Origin of the sequence: Methylobacterium sp. E-045 (assembly GCF_022829685.1) — a bacterium.
GTDB lineage: Bacteria > Pseudomonadota > Alphaproteobacteria > Rhizobiales > Beijerinckiaceae > Methylobacterium.
The window spans coordinates 21480-38904 of sequence record NZ_JAKSYE010000109.1 but is presented as its reverse complement, the minus strand read 5'-3'; the positions used below and the strand labels follow the sequence as shown (position 1 = coordinate 38904).

General features: G+C 69.0%; 13 protein-coding genes and 1 tRNA gene. 5 read left to right on the top strand and 9 right to left on the bottom strand.

Annotated elements, in window-relative coordinates:
- The first annotated feature begins 9 nt into the window (after positions 1-9).
- Positions 10-86, top strand: a tRNA-Met gene (locus MKK51_RS20755).
- Between the two features lie 80 nt (positions 87-166).
- Here the strand turns inward: MKK51_RS20755 and MKK51_RS20750 are convergent.
- The gene (locus MKK51_RS20750; protein ID WP_243980416.1) at positions 167-331 is read right to left on the bottom strand and encodes a YqaE/Pmp3 family membrane protein; all 165 of its coding nucleotides are present in this window, start codon (positions 329-331) and stop codon (positions 167-169) included.
- A 335-nt stretch (positions 332-666) separates the two neighbouring features.
- On the opposite strand from MKK51_RS20750, the gene MKK51_RS20745 reads away from it, so the two are divergent.
- Positions 667-1206: a hypothetical protein gene (locus MKK51_RS20745; RefSeq protein ID WP_313898823.1), complete on the top strand. Its 540-nt coding sequence runs from the start codon at positions 667-669 to the stop codon at positions 1204-1206.
- 115 nt (positions 1207-1321) lie between these two features.
- Here MKK51_RS20745 and MKK51_RS20740 read toward each other — a convergent pair whose 3' ends face one another.
- The 5 genes from MKK51_RS20740 to MKK51_RS20720 all read right to left on the bottom strand — a co-directional run bounded on the left by MKK51_RS20740 (position 1322) and on the right by MKK51_RS20720 (position 8714).
- Positions 1322-2608 (bottom strand): DUF4167 domain-containing protein, encoded by a 1287-nt coding sequence (locus tag MKK51_RS20740; protein WP_243980412.1) that lies wholly within the window; start codon positions 2606-2608, stop codon positions 1322-1324.
- A 402-nt stretch (positions 2609-3010) separates the two neighbouring features.
- Entirely contained in the window at positions 3011-3958 is a 948-nt protein-coding gene (gene prmC, locus MKK51_RS20735) for a peptide chain release factor N(5)-glutamine methyltransferase (protein WP_409565736.1), read from the bottom strand.
- Positions 3955-5040, bottom strand: a complete 1086-nt coding sequence (prfA, locus tag MKK51_RS20730; protein WP_018042072.1) for a peptide chain release factor 1 — start codon at positions 5038-5040, stop codon at positions 3955-3957. Before prfA ends, prmC begins: the two co-directional genes overlap by 4 nt.
- Positions 5041-5139: 99 nt before the next feature.
- Positions 5140-7404, bottom strand: a complete 2265-nt coding sequence (gene ptsP, locus MKK51_RS20725; RefSeq protein ID WP_243980410.1) for a phosphoenolpyruvate--protein phosphotransferase — start codon at positions 7402-7404, stop codon at positions 5140-5142.
- Between the two features lie 74 nt (positions 7405-7478).
- Positions 7479-8714: an aspartate kinase gene (locus MKK51_RS20720; protein ID WP_243980409.1), complete on the bottom strand. Its 1236-nt coding sequence runs from the start codon at positions 8712-8714 to the stop codon at positions 7479-7481.
- A 190-nt stretch (positions 8715-8904) separates the two neighbouring features.
- Here MKK51_RS20720 and ubiG point away from each other — a divergent pair, with 190 nt between their 5' ends.
- The 3 genes from ubiG to MKK51_RS20705 all read left to right on the top strand — a co-directional run bounded on the left by ubiG (position 8905) and on the right by MKK51_RS20705 (position 11324).
- Complete coding sequence (gene ubiG / locus MKK51_RS20715) at positions 8905-9651, top strand: bifunctional 2-polyprenyl-6-hydroxyphenol methylase/3-demethylubiquinol 3-O-methyltransferase UbiG (protein ID WP_243980407.1); 747 nt, start codon at positions 8905-8907, stop codon at positions 9649-9651.
- 49 nt (positions 9652-9700) lie between these two features.
- The gene (locus MKK51_RS20710; RefSeq protein WP_243980405.1) at positions 9701-10270 is read left to right on the top strand and encodes a YbhB/YbcL family Raf kinase inhibitor-like protein; all 570 of its coding nucleotides are present in this window, start codon (positions 9701-9703) and stop codon (positions 10268-10270) included.
- A 79-nt stretch (positions 10271-10349) separates the two neighbouring features.
- The gene (locus MKK51_RS20705) at positions 10350-11324 is read left to right on the top strand and encodes an NADPH:quinone oxidoreductase family protein (RefSeq protein WP_243980403.1); all 975 of its coding nucleotides are present in this window, start codon (positions 10350-10352) and stop codon (positions 11322-11324) included.
- Positions 11325-11369: 45 nt separating this feature from the next.
- On the opposite strand, the gene MKK51_RS20700 is transcribed toward MKK51_RS20705, so the two are convergent.
- From MKK51_RS20700 to MKK51_RS20690, 3 genes are all read right to left on the bottom strand, one after another.
- Positions 11370-14663: an error-prone DNA polymerase gene (locus tag MKK51_RS20700; RefSeq protein WP_243980401.1), complete on the bottom strand. Its 3294-nt coding sequence runs from the start codon at positions 14661-14663 to the stop codon at positions 11370-11372.
- 244 nt (positions 14664-14907) lie between these two features.
- The gene (locus MKK51_RS20695; RefSeq protein WP_243980399.1) at positions 14908-16479 is read right to left on the bottom strand and encodes a Y-family DNA polymerase; all 1572 of its coding nucleotides are present in this window, start codon (positions 16477-16479) and stop codon (positions 14908-14910) included.
- A complete protein-coding gene (locus tag MKK51_RS20690; RefSeq protein WP_243980398.1) occupies positions 16403-17173 on the bottom strand; it encodes an ImuA family protein in 771 nt (256 codons plus the stop codon). Before MKK51_RS20690 ends, MKK51_RS20695 begins: the two co-directional genes overlap by 77 nt.
- Positions 17174-17425: the final 252 nt, after the last annotated feature.

Genomic DNA, 17425 nt, shown 5'->3' with positions numbered 1-17425 from the left:
ACACCCTGGCGCGGGGTGGAGCAGCCCGGTAGCTCGTCAGGCTCATAACCTGAAGGTCACAGGTTCAAATCCTGTCCCCGCAACCAAATTCCCAAACATCACCACACACACAAAAGCCCGCAGCGTACACACGCCGCGGGCTTCAATGCGTCTGTCCAGAACAAACTCAGCGCGAGCGAAGCACGATCCAAAGGGCGTGGATCGAGCCCGGCAGGTAGAACAAGATGCACAGCAGGATGTTCAGGAAGAACTGAACGCCGATCCCGACGGTCAGCAGCACGGCGATCGGCGGAAGAAAAATCGCGATGAGAATGCGGATGAGGTTGGACACGATGTTTCCCTGATCGATCGAGTGATTGGTCGCCCCGGTGAACCGAAACGGCCTCGCTGAAGTTCCCTCGGCCTCGCTGTTCCCGCCTCGCGAACCATCGATATCTCATGCTGATCGAAGGCTTTCATTACCTCACGACGCCGGTCCCGCGAGCGCAGCGGAGCCTGGGCTACCTGCGTGAGAGCATCCTCCTGATGTCGCGGTCGCGCCGTTGCCGCGCGGCTTGGGCGGATCACCTTGATGCAGCCCGATCCGCCATCCGGCACTCTTGCGCAGATCTTGTCCGTCGTCGCACCGCCGTGATCCTGGGGTCGGGCCTTTTGGACGACGTGCCCTTGGACGATCTGGCCCGATGCTTCGAGCGCGTGATCCTGGTGGACATGGTCCATCTTCGGCCGGCTCGCCGGGCGGCGCGGCGCTACGCGAATGTCACCCTGCAGGTCTCGGATCTGAGTGGATGCGCCGACTGGCTGAGAGGGGAGAGGGAGCGGTGCGCCGATCCCGTCTCGCAGTTCGACCGGGACGACATCGACTTCGTCGTGTCAGCCAATTGTCTGTCGCAACTGCCGATCCTGCCACTGGATTGGTTCGAGTCGCGCAACAGGCTTCCTCCCGTAGAACTCGGCCGCAGCATCGTGGCGAGGCACCTCGAAGGATTGTCCCGTCTGCGGGCGCGTGTCTGCCTCATCGCCGATACCGAACAAGTGACGGACAACCGCGAAGGCCACGTCGTCGAACAGTTCGATCTTCTCCATGGCATCCATCTGCCCGATCCCGATCGATCCTGGATCTGGGAGATCGCTCCCTTCGGTGAGGCCGGGCGGCACAGAAGGGAACGCCATCGCGTCCAGGCCTATCTCGACTGGCGCCTATGAGTGGGTTGCCGAGCGCCGCACCGGTATGAAAAAAAGCCGCCCCGAACGGGGGCGGCTTCTGAGATGTCCGAGCGACCTGCCATCCGACCATGTGTCGGGTGGCCGGTGCGTCAACCTACTCCACGGTGGACGGCGTATCGTCGGTGTTGATGCCGCCGGTCTCGGAACCGTCCGATCCCTCGAAACGCGGACGGCGCCGACGACGCGGCTTGGGTGTGCTGGGCGAGGTATCGTCCTTGGGCGCCTCGCCGGCGAGATCCCGCATCGGCTCCGACTCCCGTGCCGGTTCCACGAAGCGCTCGGCCACCGGGGCCGCGACCGGACGAGGGGCGGCGGTCAGGAAGGCCGGCAGGGCACCGACATCCTCGGAGGAACGCAGATCGGGCTCTTCCCGGCGGCGCGAACGCCGCGGGGCCGTTTCGGAGGAACGACGAGTGTCGTTCCGCGTGGCGTCGTTCCTGGGGACGTCCTGCCGAGGGGCGTCCTGTCGAACGGAGTCGAACCGGACGGGCTCCTGACGCGGGCTGCTCTCCTGACGCGACGCGTCCTGGGAGGTCACATCCTGTTTCGGAGCAGCGTCGTTGCCCTGGAACTCGCTGCGCGGGGTGTCGTAGCGGGAGCTGTCGTTGCGGCCCTCGTTGCGATTCTGACCACGATTGAAATCGGCCCGCGGCTGGTCCTGGCGAGCGTAGTCCTGGCGCGCCTGGTCCGGCCTGGCCTGCTCGTTCCGTGGCTGCTCGTGCCTCGGGTTGTCCTGCCTGTTGCCATCGCCCCGGAAGGAATCCTGCCGATTGTAGTCCTGCCGGCCGCCGTCATTGCGGTTTCCGTCGTAGCGAGAGCCGTCCTGGCGGCCGCCATCCTGACGGTTGCCGTCCTGCCGATTGCCGTCCTGCCGCTGATTGTCCCGATTGCCGTCGAAACGCTGCGGGCGATCGTTGCGGTTCTGGAAGCGTTCACGACGCGGGTTGCGCTGATCCGACGGCGAATCCTGCCGTGTATCCTGGCGCGGCTCGTAGGGTTGCGGCTGAGGTTGCGGCTGTTGAGCCGGATCGCCGTATTCTTCGTTGTAGCCGTTGCCGTAGCCGTTGGCGGCATAGCCCAGGCTCGCGCCCTGACCCTCGTCGTCGCCATCCTCGTCGTCGTCGTAGCCGTTGCGGGCATAGCCGCCATTCTGCTGGCGGTTCTGCTCCTGGGCACCCGAGATGATGCGGAAATAATGCTCGCCGTGCTGGAAATAGTTTTCGGCGGCCACCGGGTCGCCACTTGCTTGCGCATCACGCGCGAGCTGGGCGTATTTGTCGGCGATATGCTGCGCCGTCCCACGGATTTTCACATCCGGCCCGTTGGACTCGTAGGAACGCGTCAGCGGATTGGGACCTTTGGGGCGGTTGCGACCGCGCATCCGTCTATTCTGGTTTGGTCTCATCGGTCTCGATTGACCCTCGTTCAAATCGGAGCGTCTGATGATGCGGCGGGGCCACGGGCGAAGAAGGATGACCCGTCTCGGGCTCTTCCTAGTCCTCGTAGGATCCGGTCAGTGGGTCCGCGATCGATTTTGCCGTGCTCGCCGTATGTCCGGTCAACCGATTCCCGCGCTCACAGTGCGGCGCCCATCAGTCGTCTGGCACTCAATTCATCAAGCTTCGACACGGCGTCTCGTGCATATCGGCTTGATGGTGGGGAGATCGTCTAAAAGCATCGCGTGCGAGACGCCGCCGACACTTCTACCTCGATCCGCCTTGACGGATCGTTCGCGACCTGACTGTGACATTAGCGGCTCCCCAAGCCTACAACAAGCTCTTTTTCATCGCCTGTCGTCGTTGGCTGTTGGCAGAAGGCCGGACAGGGTGACGACACGGGCGTGGCCGGCCAGATCGTGCCTCACGGACCCCTGTGCGAAACCCGCCTGGCGGCCGAGCTGCAGGACGTCGTCGGCCTGGTCATGACCGACTTCGAGGACGAGGGCCCCGTTCGGAGTGAGGCGGGGGCGGCCATCCGCTGCCCCGCTCACCTCCGTCACGATCCGTCTGTATGCGACAAGCCCATCCTCGCCGCCGTCTAGGGCGCCGAGGGGATCGTGGCAGCGGACTTCTTCCGCCAGGGCCGATATGACCGCGCTCGCGATGTAGGGCGGGTTCGAGAGGACGAGGTCGAAGGGTTTGCCGAGGGCGGAGCACCAATCGCCGGCCAGGAAGGCGGCACGCCTCCCGACACCGTTGAGACGGGCGTTGGTCCGTGCGCAGGCGAGCGCTTCGTGCGAGCGGTCGAGACCGACTCCGAAGGCCTGCTTCCATTCGCTCAGGAGCGAGACGAGAATGCAGCCGGATCCGGTTCCGAGATCGAGGAGGCGGAGGGGCCGCTCTCGGCTGGGGAAGAGCGCCAGGGCGGCGTCGACGACGGTCTCGGTATCGGGCCGCGGAACCAGGGTCGCCGCGTTGAGGATGAAGGGAAGCCCCCAGAACTCCCACTCGCCGAGGATGCGCGCCACGGGCTCGCCCGCGAGACGCCGCCGCATCGCGTCCCCGAGCCGCAGGGCGCCCTGCTCGCCGATGGATTCCGTACCGGACAAGGCGAGTTCGGTCGGCGTGATGCCGAGGACGTGGAGGAGGAGGAACCGGGCATCGTTGGCCCCGCCGTCGATCCCGGCCTCGGAAAAGGCCGCGACGGCGTGGCGGAGGGCCTGCGAGCGGGTCTGCAAGGGATCGATGCCGCGTCCCACAGTGCCGTCTTCCGTCACGCCGCGTTGATTCACGCCATGCCTTCTGCGGCCATGAGTTCCGCCTGATGCTCGGTGATGAGGGCATCCACGAGTTCGTCGAGGGCCTCTCCCGCAAGCACCTCTTCCAGCTTGTAGAGCGTGAGGTTGATGCGATGGTCCGTCACCCGCGCCTGCGGGAAGTTGTACGTGCGAATGCGCTCCGAACGATCGCCGGAACCCACCTGTGACTTGCGGTCCGCGGCCCGGACCGCATCCTTGGCCGTTCGTTCCGCATCGTAGAGCTTGGCACGCAGGAGCGACATGGCGCGTGCCCGGTTCTTGTGCTGCGAGCGCTCTTCCTGGACGAAGATGACGATGCCGCTCGGCATATGGGTGATGCGGATCGCCGATTCCGTCTTGTTGACGTGCTGGCCGCCGGCGCCCTGCGACCGCATCGTGTCGATCTTCAGGTCGGCATCGTTGACGACGATATCGACCTCTTCGGCTTCGGGCAGGACCGCCACGGTGGCGGCGGAGGTATGGATGCGTCCCTGCGCTTCGGTATCGGGCACGCGCTGGACGCGATGGGCGCCGCTCTCGAATTTGAGCTTGGCGAACACGCCTTTGCCCTTCACCTCGGCGATGACCTCGCGATAGCCGCCGACGGTCCCTTCGCTTTCGGAGATGACGTCGACCTTCCACCCCTTCAGGTCGGCGTATTTCGCGTACATGCGGAACAGGTCGCCGGCGAAGAGCGCGGCCTCGTCGCCGCCGGTGCCGGCACGGATTTCGAGGATGGCGCTCTTCTCGTCGGCGGCGTCCTTGGGCAGCAGGATGACCTGCAGGGCCTTGTGCGCGGCCTCCAACCCCGCTTCCGCATCGGGCTTCTCGGCGGCGGCGAGGGCGCGCATCTCGGCATCCCCCCCCGGTTCGTCGATGAGGGCCTCGATCTCGGCGAGGTTCGTCGCCGCCGCACGATAGGCATGGATCGCCGCCACCACGCCGTCGAGCTCGGCGAGTTCCCGGGACAGTTGGACGAAGCTGTCGGAATCGGCCGAGCCCGCGCTGAGCGTCGCGGTGACGATGTCGTGCCGCGTCAGGATGGCGTCGAGACGGTCTGAGGGAATAGGGGTCATCGCCCGGAGGATACTCTCAACTGTGGAATGCGCATGTCCGACGGACGCGCCGGGTCCGTGGGGGTGGTCGTGGCTGCCGGCAAGACGCCGTCACGCTCGCTAGATAGGCACGCCCTGCGCCTTGGCGAAGGCCGTGAGGGCGGGCCTCAGGGAGGCGCTGTCGCCGGCCCGTTCGATCTCTTCATCGATGAGAGCGGTGACGGCGCCCGCGTCGAGGGCGAGCACCATCGCCTTGACCGGGCCGATGGAGGCCGGCGACATCGACAGGTTGCGAAAGCCGAGGCCGATCAGGGCCATCGCCTCCAGGGGCTTGCCGCCGATCTCGCCGCAGATGGTGACGGGGCAGCCGGCGGCGGTCGCCCGCTCCGCGATGAGGCGGAAGGCGCGCAGGGCCGGGATGCTCAGCGTGTCGAACCGGTCGGCGACGCGGCGGTTCTCGCGGTCCACCGCGAAGAGGAACTGCATCAGGTCGTTCGAGCCCACCGACAGGAAGTCGGCGACCTTGGCGATCTCGTCGATCTGGAACAGGAGCGAGGGGACCTCCACCATCACCCCGAGGCGGCAATCGCTCGGCAGGACATGGCCGTGGCGGCGCAGATGCGCCTTCTCGCGATCGACGATGGCCTTGGCGCGGACGAACTCGTCCACCGTGGCCACCATCGGGAACATGATCTTGAGCGGGCGACCCGATGCGGCTCTCAGCAGGGCGCGCAATTGCACCCGCAGCAGGGCCGGACGGTCGAGGCCGATGCGGATGGCGCGCCAGCCGAGGGCCGGGTTCTCCTCTTCGAGGGCCGGCATGTAGGGCAGGATCTTGTCGCCGCCGATATCGAGGGTGCGGATCGTCACCGGCAGGTCGCCGGTGGCCGAGAACACCGCCTCGTAGAGCGATTGCTGCTCGGCGGCCGAAGGCATCCGCTGCGCCACCATGAACTGCAGTTCGGTGCGGAACAGGCCGATGCCCTCCGCCCCGGTCTCATGGAGATGGGTCAGGTCCACCAGCAGTCCGGCATTCAGCTGCAGGCCGATGGTGACCCCGTCGCTGGTGACGGCCGGCAGGTCGCGCAACGCCCGGTACTGTTCCTGGCGGCGCGCGCGCAGGCGGACCTGCTCGGCATAGGCAGCCTCGATCTCAGGCCCGGGCCGGACCTGGATCTCGCCGGTCACCCCGTCGACGATGATCGCGTCGCCCGCGTCGCAGAGCGCCGTGGCGTTGGCGATCTCGCCCACCGCCGGGATCCCGAGGGCACGCGCGACGATGGCGATGTGGCTCGTCGGGCCGCCTTCCTCCAGCACCACGCCGCGCAGGGAGGCGCGATCGTAGTCGAGGAGGGCCGCCGGCCCCATGGAGCGGGCGACGAGGATCGCGTTCTCGGGAAGCTCGCGGTGCGTGCCGTTGCTCTCCGTGCCGATCAGCGTGCGCAGGAGCCGGTTGGCGAGGTCGTCGAGGTCGTGCAACCGGTCGCGGAGATAGGGATCGCTCTGCCGCATCATCCGGGCGCGGTTGTCCGATTGGACACGCTCCACGGCGGCCTCCGCCGTGAGGCCGGAATGGACCGCCTCGCGCATCCGGCGCAGCCAGCCCTTGTCGTGGGCGAACATCCGCACGGTCTCCAGCACCTCGCGCGATTCGCCGGTGCCGATGATGTCGCCGCGCTCCACGAGCTCGTCGATGGCCGAGCGGACCTCGCCGATGGCCTCCTCCAGGCGCTCGACCTCGCGCTCCAGGTTCTCGGCGATGAGCTGCTTCACGATGATGCGCGGCTCGTGCAGCACCACGTGGCCGAGGCCGATGCCGTCGGCGAGCGCCACGCCGCGCTGACTCACGGCGCGGCGCGCGGCGGAGCCCGCACCCGGGGCCAGGGATTGCAGTTCACCCGACGCGATCATCTCGGACAGCACCATCGCCGTCGTCTGGAGCGCTTCGATCTCTTCTTCCGAATAGACCCGGTAAGTGAGGTTCTGCACCACGAGGACGCCGAGGGTGTTCCCGGCGCGCAGGAGCGGCACGCCGAGGAAGGCGTGGTAGGCCTCTTCCCCGGTCTCGGGCCGGTACGAGAAGGACGGATGCGACTGGGCGTCCGAGAGCGAGAGCGGCTCGGCGGTCTTGGCGATGAGGCCGACGAGGCCCTCGTCCGCCCGCATCCGGGTCAGGTGGACGGCCGAACGGTTCAGGCCCTCGGTGGCAAACAGTTCGAGAGTATTGTCATCGCTGAGGACATAGACCGAGCAGACCTCGGCGATGACGTTCGCCGCGATGAGGGTGACGATACGGTCGAGGCGTGCCTGTGGACTGACCGGCTCCGCCATCGCTTCGCGGAGGCGGCGCAGCAGCAGGCGCGGGCCTCCGGGCGCAGCGGGCATAGACTCCTCGATCCGAATTCAGTCCCCCCGAGACCCGCAGGCGCAAGTTTCGTGCGCGGCGACGGAGGTGGCATTCAAGCCTGATCGAGGCCGTATAGCGAGTGGAGCGTGCGCACGGCAAGCTCCGTGTAAGCCGCATCGATCAATACGGAAAACTTGATTTCCGACGTGGTGATCGCGCGGATGTTGATTCCCTTCTGCGCGAGCGCCCTGAAGGCCTTGGCCGCCACGCCCGCATGGCTTCGCATGCCGACGCCGATGGCCGAGACCTTCACGACATCCGTGGCGCCTTCGATCTGGGCGAATTCGATGACGCCGCTCTGCGCATCGAGAATCGTGCGGGCGCGGTCGTAATCGGCGGACGGGACCGTGAAGGTCATGTCGGTGGTCGACTGGTCGCCCGACACGGTCTGGATGATCATGTCGACGTTGATGTTGGCGTCCGCCAGCGGCCCGAAGATCGCCGCGGCGACACCGGGGCTGTCCTTGACGCGGCGGAGGGTGATCTGCGCCTCGTCCTTCGAGAAGGCGATCCCGGTGATGATCTGCTGTTCCACGATGTCGTCCTCGTCGCAGATGAGGGTGCCTGTGCGGGCGTTGTCGGGCGGGTCGAAGCTGGAGCGCACCGTGGTCGGCACGCGATGGACCATGGCGAGTTCGACGGAGCGGACCTGGAGCACCTTGGCTCCGAGGGAAGCCATCTCCAGCATCTCCTCGAAGGTCACGCGCTCCATGCGCCGGGCCTTCTGCACCACGCGCGGGTCGGTGGTGTAGACGCCGTCGACGTCGGTGTAGATGTCGCAGCGCTCGGCGCCGATGGCGGCGGCGATGGCCACCGCGCTGGTATCCGAGCCGCCCCGGCCGAGGGTCGTGACGCGGCCCGTCTCGGCATGGATGCCCTGGAAGCCGGCGATCACGGCGACTTCACCGCGTACGAAGCCGGCATCGAGATTCTTGGGGTCGATCGCCTCGATTCGCGCCGAACCGTGGGCGTCGGAGGTCTCGATCGGGATCTGCCAGCCCTGCCAGGAGCGGGCCTTGATCCCGTTCTTCCGGAGCGCCGTGGCGAGGAGGCCCGCGGTGACGAGTTCGCCCGAGGCGACGACGGCATCGTACTCGGCCTCGTCGTAGAGCGGGTTGGCGTCCTTGACCCAGGCCACGAGTTCGTTGGTCTTGCCGGACATGGCCGAGACCACGACGGCGACGTCGTAGCCGGCCTCGATCTCGCGCGCCACGTGGAGCGCCACGTTGCGGATACGGTCCACGGTCGCCACCGATGTGCCGCCGAACTTCATCACCAAACGGGGCATGTCGGGTCCGCGTCGATCCATTCCAGAGCCGGCTGTCCGCCGGGAGCACGGCGCTTGATCGGCTTCGAGCCGGAGCGGCGTCCCGCCGCTGTACCGGCCGGTGCTTCGGCGGGTACAAGGGCACTTCGGACGTGTCAACAATCGGGCATGCGGGCGGGATGGTCCGCATCCGGGTCGGAAGGTCAGGCGAATGAACCCAGCGGCATCCTCTTCCATCGACGCCGAGGAGGTCGCGCGCTTCGAAGGCATCGCCGCGACGTGGTGGGCCGAGGACGGGCCGATGAAGGTGCTGCACCGGTTCAACCCGGTGCGCCTCGCCTATATCCGCGACGCGATCTGCGCGAAGTTCGGCCGCGACCCGCGCATGCCCCACCCGCTGACGGGGCTGACCATCGTCGATGTCGGCTGCGGCGGCGGTGTCCTGTCCGAGCCCCTGGCGCGGCTCGGTGCCAGCGTCACCGGGCTCGATCCGGCCCCCACCAACATCGCCGTGGCGCGTTCCCATGCGGAGGCCGGGGGCGTGGCGGTGGATTACCGCTCGCAGACCATCGAGGAGGTGGTGGCGGCGGGCGAGCGGTTCGACGTCGTCCTGATCATGGAGGTGGTGGAGCACGTGGTCGACATGCCCGCCTTCGTCGCCAGCGCCTGCGAGGCGGTGAAGCCGGGCGGTCTCCTGTTCGCCGCCACCCTCAACCGTACGATGCGCTCCTTCGCGCTGGCCATCGTCGGGGCGGAATACGTGCTGGGCTGGCTGCCGCGCGGAACCCACGACTGGAACAAGTTCGTGAAGCCGGAGGAACTGTCCCGCGCCATCGCGCGCGGCGGCCTCTCCGTCGGCGATACCACCGGCGTCGTGTTCAATCCCCTCGACGGGAGCTGGCGGCCTGCCCGCGACACGGCGGTGAACTACATGGTCGCGGCTGCCCGTCCGGCCTGAACCGGACCCCGCCCTCCTCGTTGACGACGCGGATCGACGAGGAGACGTCATGCTGGAAAAGCTTCCGCACGCGGTCGGCTCGGCCCTGTCGGGCCTGAAAGCCGGCCTCGACAAAACAGCCTACCACCAGGATTTCGGGAGCGTGCCCGAGACGATCTCGCTGACGAGCCCGGCCTTCGCCGACGGGGCGAGCCTGCCGGACCGTTTCACGGAGGATGGGCCGGGCGTCTCGCCGCCACTGGCGTGGAGCGGCCTGCCGGCCGGCACGAGCCGCGTGGTCCTTCTGGTGGAGGATGCCGGCAGCCCGACGCCGAAGCCCCTCGTCCATCTCATCGCCTGGAACCTCGCCGCCGGCGACGGCCTCGGCGAGGGAGACCTCGCGAGCCCTGCCGGCGAGGGACGGGGGCATGACCTGGGCAAGAACAGCTTCCTCAAGGACCAGTGGCTGCCGCCCGATCCACCCACCGGACACGGCCCGCACGCCTACCTGTTCCAGATCTACGCCCTGAATGCTCCGCTCGATCTGCCGGCGAGTCCGGGGCGTGCCGCACTCGTCGAGGCCATGACGGGTCAGGTCCTCGCCAAGGGCTGCCTGACCGGGCTTTACGAACGCCGCTGACGACGCCGCTTGCGCTGCTGCCGCCAATCGGTGCAAGCGCGCTCAAGCGAGAGGCGCTGCAGCTCAAGGGAGGATCGGCATGAAGGCTTTGCTCTGCACCAGGCTCGGCGGCCCCGAGGATCTCGCGATCGTCGAGGCGGCCGATCCGGTCGCCGCTCCCGGCGAGGCCGTGGTGCGGGTGACCCTGGCGGCGCTGAACTTCTTCGATACGCTCATCATCGCGGGACGCTATCAGGTGAAGCCCGATCTGCCGTTTTCGCCCGGCGGCGAAGCGGTCGGCATCATCGAGGCCCTCGGGGAGGGCGTCGAGGGGTTCGGGATCGGCGACCGCGTCATCGTCCACCGGACCTACGGCACCTGTGCCGAGCGCATCGCGGTGGGCATCCGGCATCTCACCCCCGTGCGCGATGCGGTGAGCGACGAGCAGGCGGCCGGCCTCACCATCACCTATGGCACCTCGCTCCACGCCCTGAGGGATCGCGCGCGGCTCCAGCCCGGTGAGACCCTGGCGGTCCTCGGCGCTTCGGGCGGCGTCGGCCTCGCCGCGGTGGAACTCGGCGTGATCATGGGCGCGAGGGTGATCGCCTGCGCCTCCTCGCCGGAAAAGCTCGCGGTGGCGCAGGCGCATGGGGCCGGGATGGGCCTCGATTACAGCGCGGACAATCTGCGCGAAGGCCTGCGGACCCTCACCGAGGGGCGCGGTGTCGATGTGATCTACGATCCCATCGGCGGCGACTACGCCGAGCCCGCCCTGCGCTCGCTCGGCTGGAAGGGGCGTTACCTCGTCGTCGGATTCGCGGCCGGCGACATCCCGCGCATTCCCCTCAACCTCGCTCTCCTGAAGGGCATCGACATCCAGGGCGTGCATTGGGGCGTGTTCGTCGAGCGCGAGCCCGAGGCTCACCGGGCGAACCAGGAACAGCTCCTCGCCTGGGTGGCGGAGGGGCGCCTCAAGGCGAAGATCCACGGCACCTATCCCCTGGAGGACTATGCCGCGGCGCTCGGCATCCTCAAGCGCCGCGAAGCCGTGGGCAAGGTGCTGCTGCGGCCGTGAGCGGTGCACCTCATTCCCACGAGGGGGAGTGAGGTGCACCGCCCCTCAGTGGAAATCCCGGCTGCGGTAGACGCGCCGGTCCGGCGGTGCCCCGAAATCCGTGGTCTCCGCCGGGAGCTTGAGGCCGCCCTCCCGCAGGGTCCGCAACTCGTCCGTCAGGTCGCGGAACTGCTCGGCGAGGAGGTGGACCACGAGGCCCGAGCGCTGGATGCGCCCGCGCACGGCGATGAAGCGGGCGCTCATGGCGATGCGCCGGTTGGCCTCGAAGACCTTCTTCCAGACGATGACGTTGCAGATGCCGGTCTCGTCCTCCAGCGTCAGGAACACCACGCCCTTGGCGGTGCCGGGACGCTGCCGGGTGAGGACGAGCCCAGCCACGGTGACGCGGGCGTTCTGGGCCCATGAGGGATCATGGTGCGCCGCCGCCGGTATCGCGCCGATGCGGGCGAGGCGGGCGCGGAAGAACGCCACCGGATGGCCCTTCAACGAGAGCCCGGTGGAGACGTAATCCTCCGCCACATGCTCGCAGAGCGCCAACGCGGGCAGCTCCACCTTGGGCTCGGCCCGGAACAGGCCGTCATCGGCATGGAAGGCGAAGAGCGGCATGGCGGCGTCGAGGAGATGGGTGCGCCGGTCGGTGGGGACGCCCCGCGCGGCGCTGGCCCGCGTCGAGGTGCCCTCCAGCGCCCGCACCGCCCAGAGGGCGGCACGGCGGTCGAGGTCGAGGGAGCGGAAGGCGTCGGCCTCCGCCAGCCGCTCGAGGGCGTTGCGGGGCAGCGTCAGGGCGGCCTGCAGGCCCTCGACGCTGGCATAGCCGTTCCCGCGCAGGGCCACGAGCCGGGCCATGCCAGCCTTCGGCAGGCCGCTCACCTGCCGCAGGCCGATCCGGACGGCGAAGCGCCGCTCGGCTCCTTGCGCCGAGGCCGGTTCCAGGGTGCAGTCCCATTCGCTGGCATTGACGTCGGGTCCGCGCACCTCGACGCCGTGGGCACGGGCATCCCGCACGAGCTGGGCCGGCTGGTAGAAGCCCATGGGCTGCGAATTCAGGATCGCGGCGAGGAAGACGTCCGGGTGGCGGCATTTCATCCAGGCCGAGGCATAGACCAGCAGGGCGAAGCTCGCCGCGTGGCTCTCGGGAAAGCCGTAGGTGGAGAACCCCTCGATCTGCTTGAAGCAGCGCTCGGCGAAATCGCGCGGGTAGCCGCGCCCGGCCATGCCCTCGATGAACTTGGTCTTGAAGTTCACGATCTGCCCGTTGTGCCGGAACGTCGCCATGGCCCGGCGCAGCCCGTCGGCCTCCGAGGGCGTGAAGCCGGCCGCCGTGATCGCGATCTGCATGGCGTGTTCCTGGAACAGCGGTACGCCGAAGGTCCGCTTCAACACCTCCTCGAGTTCGTCTTCCGGCCCGTGTTCGGGTGAGGGGGACGGGAAGATGACGGGTTCGTCGCCCGAGCGCCGCCGCAGGTAGGGATGGACCATGTCGCCCTGAATCGGCCCCGGACGCACGATGGCGACCTGGACGACGAGGTCGTAGAATTCCCGCGGCTTCAGGCGCGGCAGCATCGACATCTGCGCCCGGCTCTCGACCTGGAACACGCCGACGGAATCGGCCCTCGACAGCATCGCGTAGACGTCCGGCTCCTCGCGCGGGAGGTCTGCCAGGGTGTCGTAGGCGATGCCGTGATCCTCGCGCAGGAAGTCGAGGCCGCGCCGGAGGCAGGTGAGCATCCCGAGCGCCAGCACGTCGACCTTGAGGAGGCCGATCGTGTCGATGTCGTCCTTGTCCCATTCGATGAAGGTACGGTCGGCCATCGCCGCGTTGCCCACCGGCACGGTCTCGTCGAGACGTCCCTTCGTCAGCACGAACCCGCCCACATGCTGCGACAGGTGGCGCGGGAAGCCGATGAGCTGGATCGCGAGGTCCACCGCCTGCCGGATCGCCGGGTTGGCGGGGTCGAGCCCGGCCTGCGCGATATGCTGATCGGGCAGGCCGGCGCCCCAGGAGCCCCAGACCGTGTCGGCCATCAGGCCGGTGATGTCGGGGGTGAGGCCCAGCACCTTGCCGACCTCGCGGATCGCGCTGCGGGGCCGGTAATGGATCACCGTGGCGCAGATCGCCGCCCGGTCCCGCCCGTAGCGGTCGTAGAGATACTGGATCACCTCCTCGCGGCGCTCGTGCTCGAAATCGACGTCGATGTCGGGCGGCTCGTCCCGGCTCTCGGAGATGAAGCGGGCGAATAGGAGCCGGATCTTGGTCGGGTCCACCGCCGTGATGCCGAGGCAGTAGCAGACCACCGAATTGGCCGCCGAGCCGCGACCCTGGCACAGGATTCCCCGATTGCGGGCGAATTCGACGATGTCGTGGATGGTGAGGAAGTAGCGGGCGTAGTCGAGGCGGCGGATCAGGTCGAACTCGTTGCGCAGGGAGGTTTCGACCGTCTCCGGGATACCGTCCGGATAGCGCAGTTCCGCCCTTTGCCGGGTCATGGATTCGAGATGCCCCTGGGCCGTCCGGCCGGGGGGGACGGGCTCGTCGGGATACTCGTATTTCAGCTCCTCCAGGGAGAAGCCGCAGGCCTCGGCGATCTCGATCGTGCGCGCGATGGCCTCGGGGTGGTCGGCGAAGAGCCGGGCCATCTCGTCGGGCGGCTTCAGGTGGCGCTCGGCATTGGCTTCCAGACGGTAGCCGGCCTCGACGAGGGTGCAGCCCTCGCGGATGCAGGCGAGCACGTCCTGCAGGGGGCGCCGGTCGGGATGGTGGTAGAGCGCATCCGAGACCGCCACCATCGGCGCGCCGAGGCGTTCTCCGAACCCGGCGAGGCGGCCGAGCCGACGCCGCTCGTCGCCGCGATACCGGTGGCTCGCACCGAGGAAGACGCGGCCGGGGGCCGTCTCCGCCAGGGCGGCGAGATGGCGGGCGAAGACGAGATCGTCTTCCTCGGGCGGGAGCGCGATGAAGACCTGCCCCCTTGCCGCCGCGAGCATGTCCGGGACACCGAACCGGCACGCGCCCTTCTCCGAGCGGCGGTTGCCGTCCGTGAGCAGCCGGCAGAGTCGTCCGTAGCCGTCGCGGTCCATCGGATAGGCGATGGCCTCGAACCCCTCCTCGCTGACGAGGCGGACGCCCGGCAGGTAGCGGATCGTCGGTTCGCCCGCCTTCTCCCGGCGTCTGGCTTCGGCATGGCCGCGCACCACGCCCGACAGGGTGTTGCGGTCGGCGATGCCGATGGCGTGGAGCCCGAACTCGGCGCCCTGCGCCACCATCTCCTGCGGATGCGAGGCCCCGCGCAGGAACGAGAAGTTCGTGGTGACAGCGAGTTCGGCATAGGGCGGGGTCATGCGCAGGGAGACGGGCCGTTCGCGCGATCCCCTCTCCCCGCGGGCGGGGAGAGGGCCGCGACGACCCCGTCGTCGGCGCGGCGAGGCGGCAGCCGAGGGTGAGGGGGTGCGTCCGAAGGAGCCTCGTCCGGAATCTCCCCCTCACCCTCGCTCCGGCTTCGCCTCCGCTCATCGCAGGCACGGCAAGGTGCCCGCGATCCTCTCCCCGCCCGGCGGGGAGAGGGGAGGGCGCTCATCTCGGCCCTCACGCGAACAATCCCTGCACGAACCAGCGCGCCGCCGTCTGCGCCGTGTGGAATCCCTCCCGGTAGAGCCAGAGGCGCCGGCCGGTTTCGTCCTCGACCACGTAGTAATCCCGGGTGGGGGCGGGCGCGTGCCACCAGGCGTCGGCGATGCGCTCCGGACCCTCGGCATGAGCGATCCGATGCAGGCGCCGCCGCCAGCGGAAGCGCTGGGGCGGTCCGTCGGGGGCGAGCGAGAACACCTCGTCGGCCGCCTCGCTGCGGGACAGGAGGACGAGGGGACGGGACGGCATCCCGCCCTGTGGCCGGGGGCCCACCCGCTCCGGCCAACGCCTCTCGATTCTCCTCACCCGCCACGGCTCCAGGGCATCGGCGCGTTCGGGGATGTGGCTCGCCCGCGGGCTCACGCGGATGACCCTCGCCCCGATGCGCTGGCGCAGGGCGTCGGCGAGGCGGGCGGTCCCGCCGGTCTCGGCCTCCCGGTCGAGGCCCGTCTCGGCCAGGGCGCCCTGGCGTGCCTCCAGCCGGCCGATGCCGGTCACGTCGAGCCGCACGGTCTCGAAGCCGAAGCCGGCATCGAGGGCGGCCCCTAGCCGGTCGAGGCGTAGATCGAGCAGCCGCCCGACCTGGGTCGGGCAGAGGGTCGGTTCCGACAGGCCGAGATCGAGGCTGCGCTCGATCCCGTCGACCCGGTGAAGACTCAGCCGCAGTGATCGCGCGCCCAGGCCCGAGGCGGCGAGGCGGGGGGCGATCTCCTGCATCAGCCGCATGGCGGTGGCGACGATGATCGCCTGATGCCCGATCGGATCGAGAAAACCCCGGCTCGCGCCGAAGGCGGCCGGCTCCCCCAGGGAGACCAACGGCTCCGGCCTCCTGCCCAGCGCCTGGTCGAGGCGCAGGAGCAGGCTCTCGCCGAAGCGTCGGGCCAGGGGAGGGCGGGCCGCCTCGGCCAGCGCCCCGATCCGGCGCAGGCCGAGGCGGCGCAGGGATTCGGCGATGGCCGGCTCGATCCGCAGGGCACTCACGCAGAGGTCACGCAGGGCCGGCGCGTTGCCCCCCCGGGGCACGAGGACGGGACTCGTCGAACCGCCGTGGCGGGCGAGCGCGAAGGCGCAGGCCGGGGTGTCGGCCAGGGCCAGCCGGGCGGGAATCGCATTCGCCGACAGGCGGGCGGCGAGGTCGGCCATCAGCGCCTCTTCCCCGCCGAACAGGTGGCTCGCCCCTTCCACGTCGAGAAAGAAGCCGTCCGTGCCTTCCCCGGGTCCGAACGGCGCCACCATGGGTGTATAGCGCCGGGCCCAGAGGCAGAGCCGCGCGAGGGCGGTGGCATCGGCCTCCGGGTCTGCGGGATGGACGGCGATGCCCGGCCCGATCCGGGCGCGAGCCCGTGCGAGAGGCTCGCCCGGATGCAGGCCGAGAGCCCGGGCCGCGGCATCCACGGCCGTGATGCGCAAGCCTCCCGGCCCGATGGCGGCCACGACGGCGGGGGAGGTCGCTTCATCCGGCGCAGCCCGAGCGCGCCTGAGGCGCGTCAGCGGCCACTGCTCCAGCCAGACCGAAACGATGCGCGGCATGATCCCACTCCAGAAGCCAATTCCCGGTCCGTCCGTTGCGGCAGCGGTCGAGCCGCGCCTGCCAGCACGGCCGCTCGATGCAGCCGAACCGGTCCCGCAGGGCCGCGCCCGAGCCGATCCGCCAGCGGGTCGCTGCCATGTTGGGGGAGTCCGCCTGCGGCGGCCGGAGCACGAGGAGGAGACGGCGCGCAGCCTCGCCCGCCAGATGTAGCCGCCGGCTCTGCTTCAGCGGCAGCCCGGCATCCACCAGCCCCGCCACCGCCCTCAGCCCCTGCGAGCGCAGGGCCTCCTCCACGGCGCGGTAGGCATCCGCGTCGGTCTCGACCTCCAGGATCAGCAGGCGGCCCGGATCGAGGCCGAGCCCGGCCAGACCGTGGCCGTAGGGCGTCGGGTGCCCCTTGCCGATGACGAGGAGCGCCTCCCCTTCCACCCGCGCGAGGTGGCGGGCCATGAGGGCGAGGGTGAAGCCCAATGCCGCTGCTTCGTCGCCCTCGGATTCCGGGGCGATCTCGTGCGGCCGGCCGAGGGAGAGCCCTCCGCCGGGAAGGCTGGAATCGATATGGGCGATTCCCAGAGGAAGGGCCTCGACGGACAAGGGGTCGGCCTGTCCTGCCCCGTGGCCGCGCAGGGCGTCCAGAGCGATCCGCCGGCGCCGCTCGAGCCCGCCCGTCTCCGTTTCGCCGTCATCGCGCATCTTCGTCGAGCCACATCCATCCTGTCCGTCCCATCACCGGACAATAAGAACAAAACAAGAACAATCTCAACCGGTTTCAGGACGACGAAAAATAACCGAATGGCTGCAGTCGCTTCCCCTGTGGACGGCTGTGGATGAATGTGGATGGAGCCACGGCCGCGAGACCGCCGGAGGAGTTGGGCCGGACTTGACCGCATGACCGGACCCGGCATTGTCCCTCCGCCGTGCCGGACCTCCGGCGCATCAGCCTGG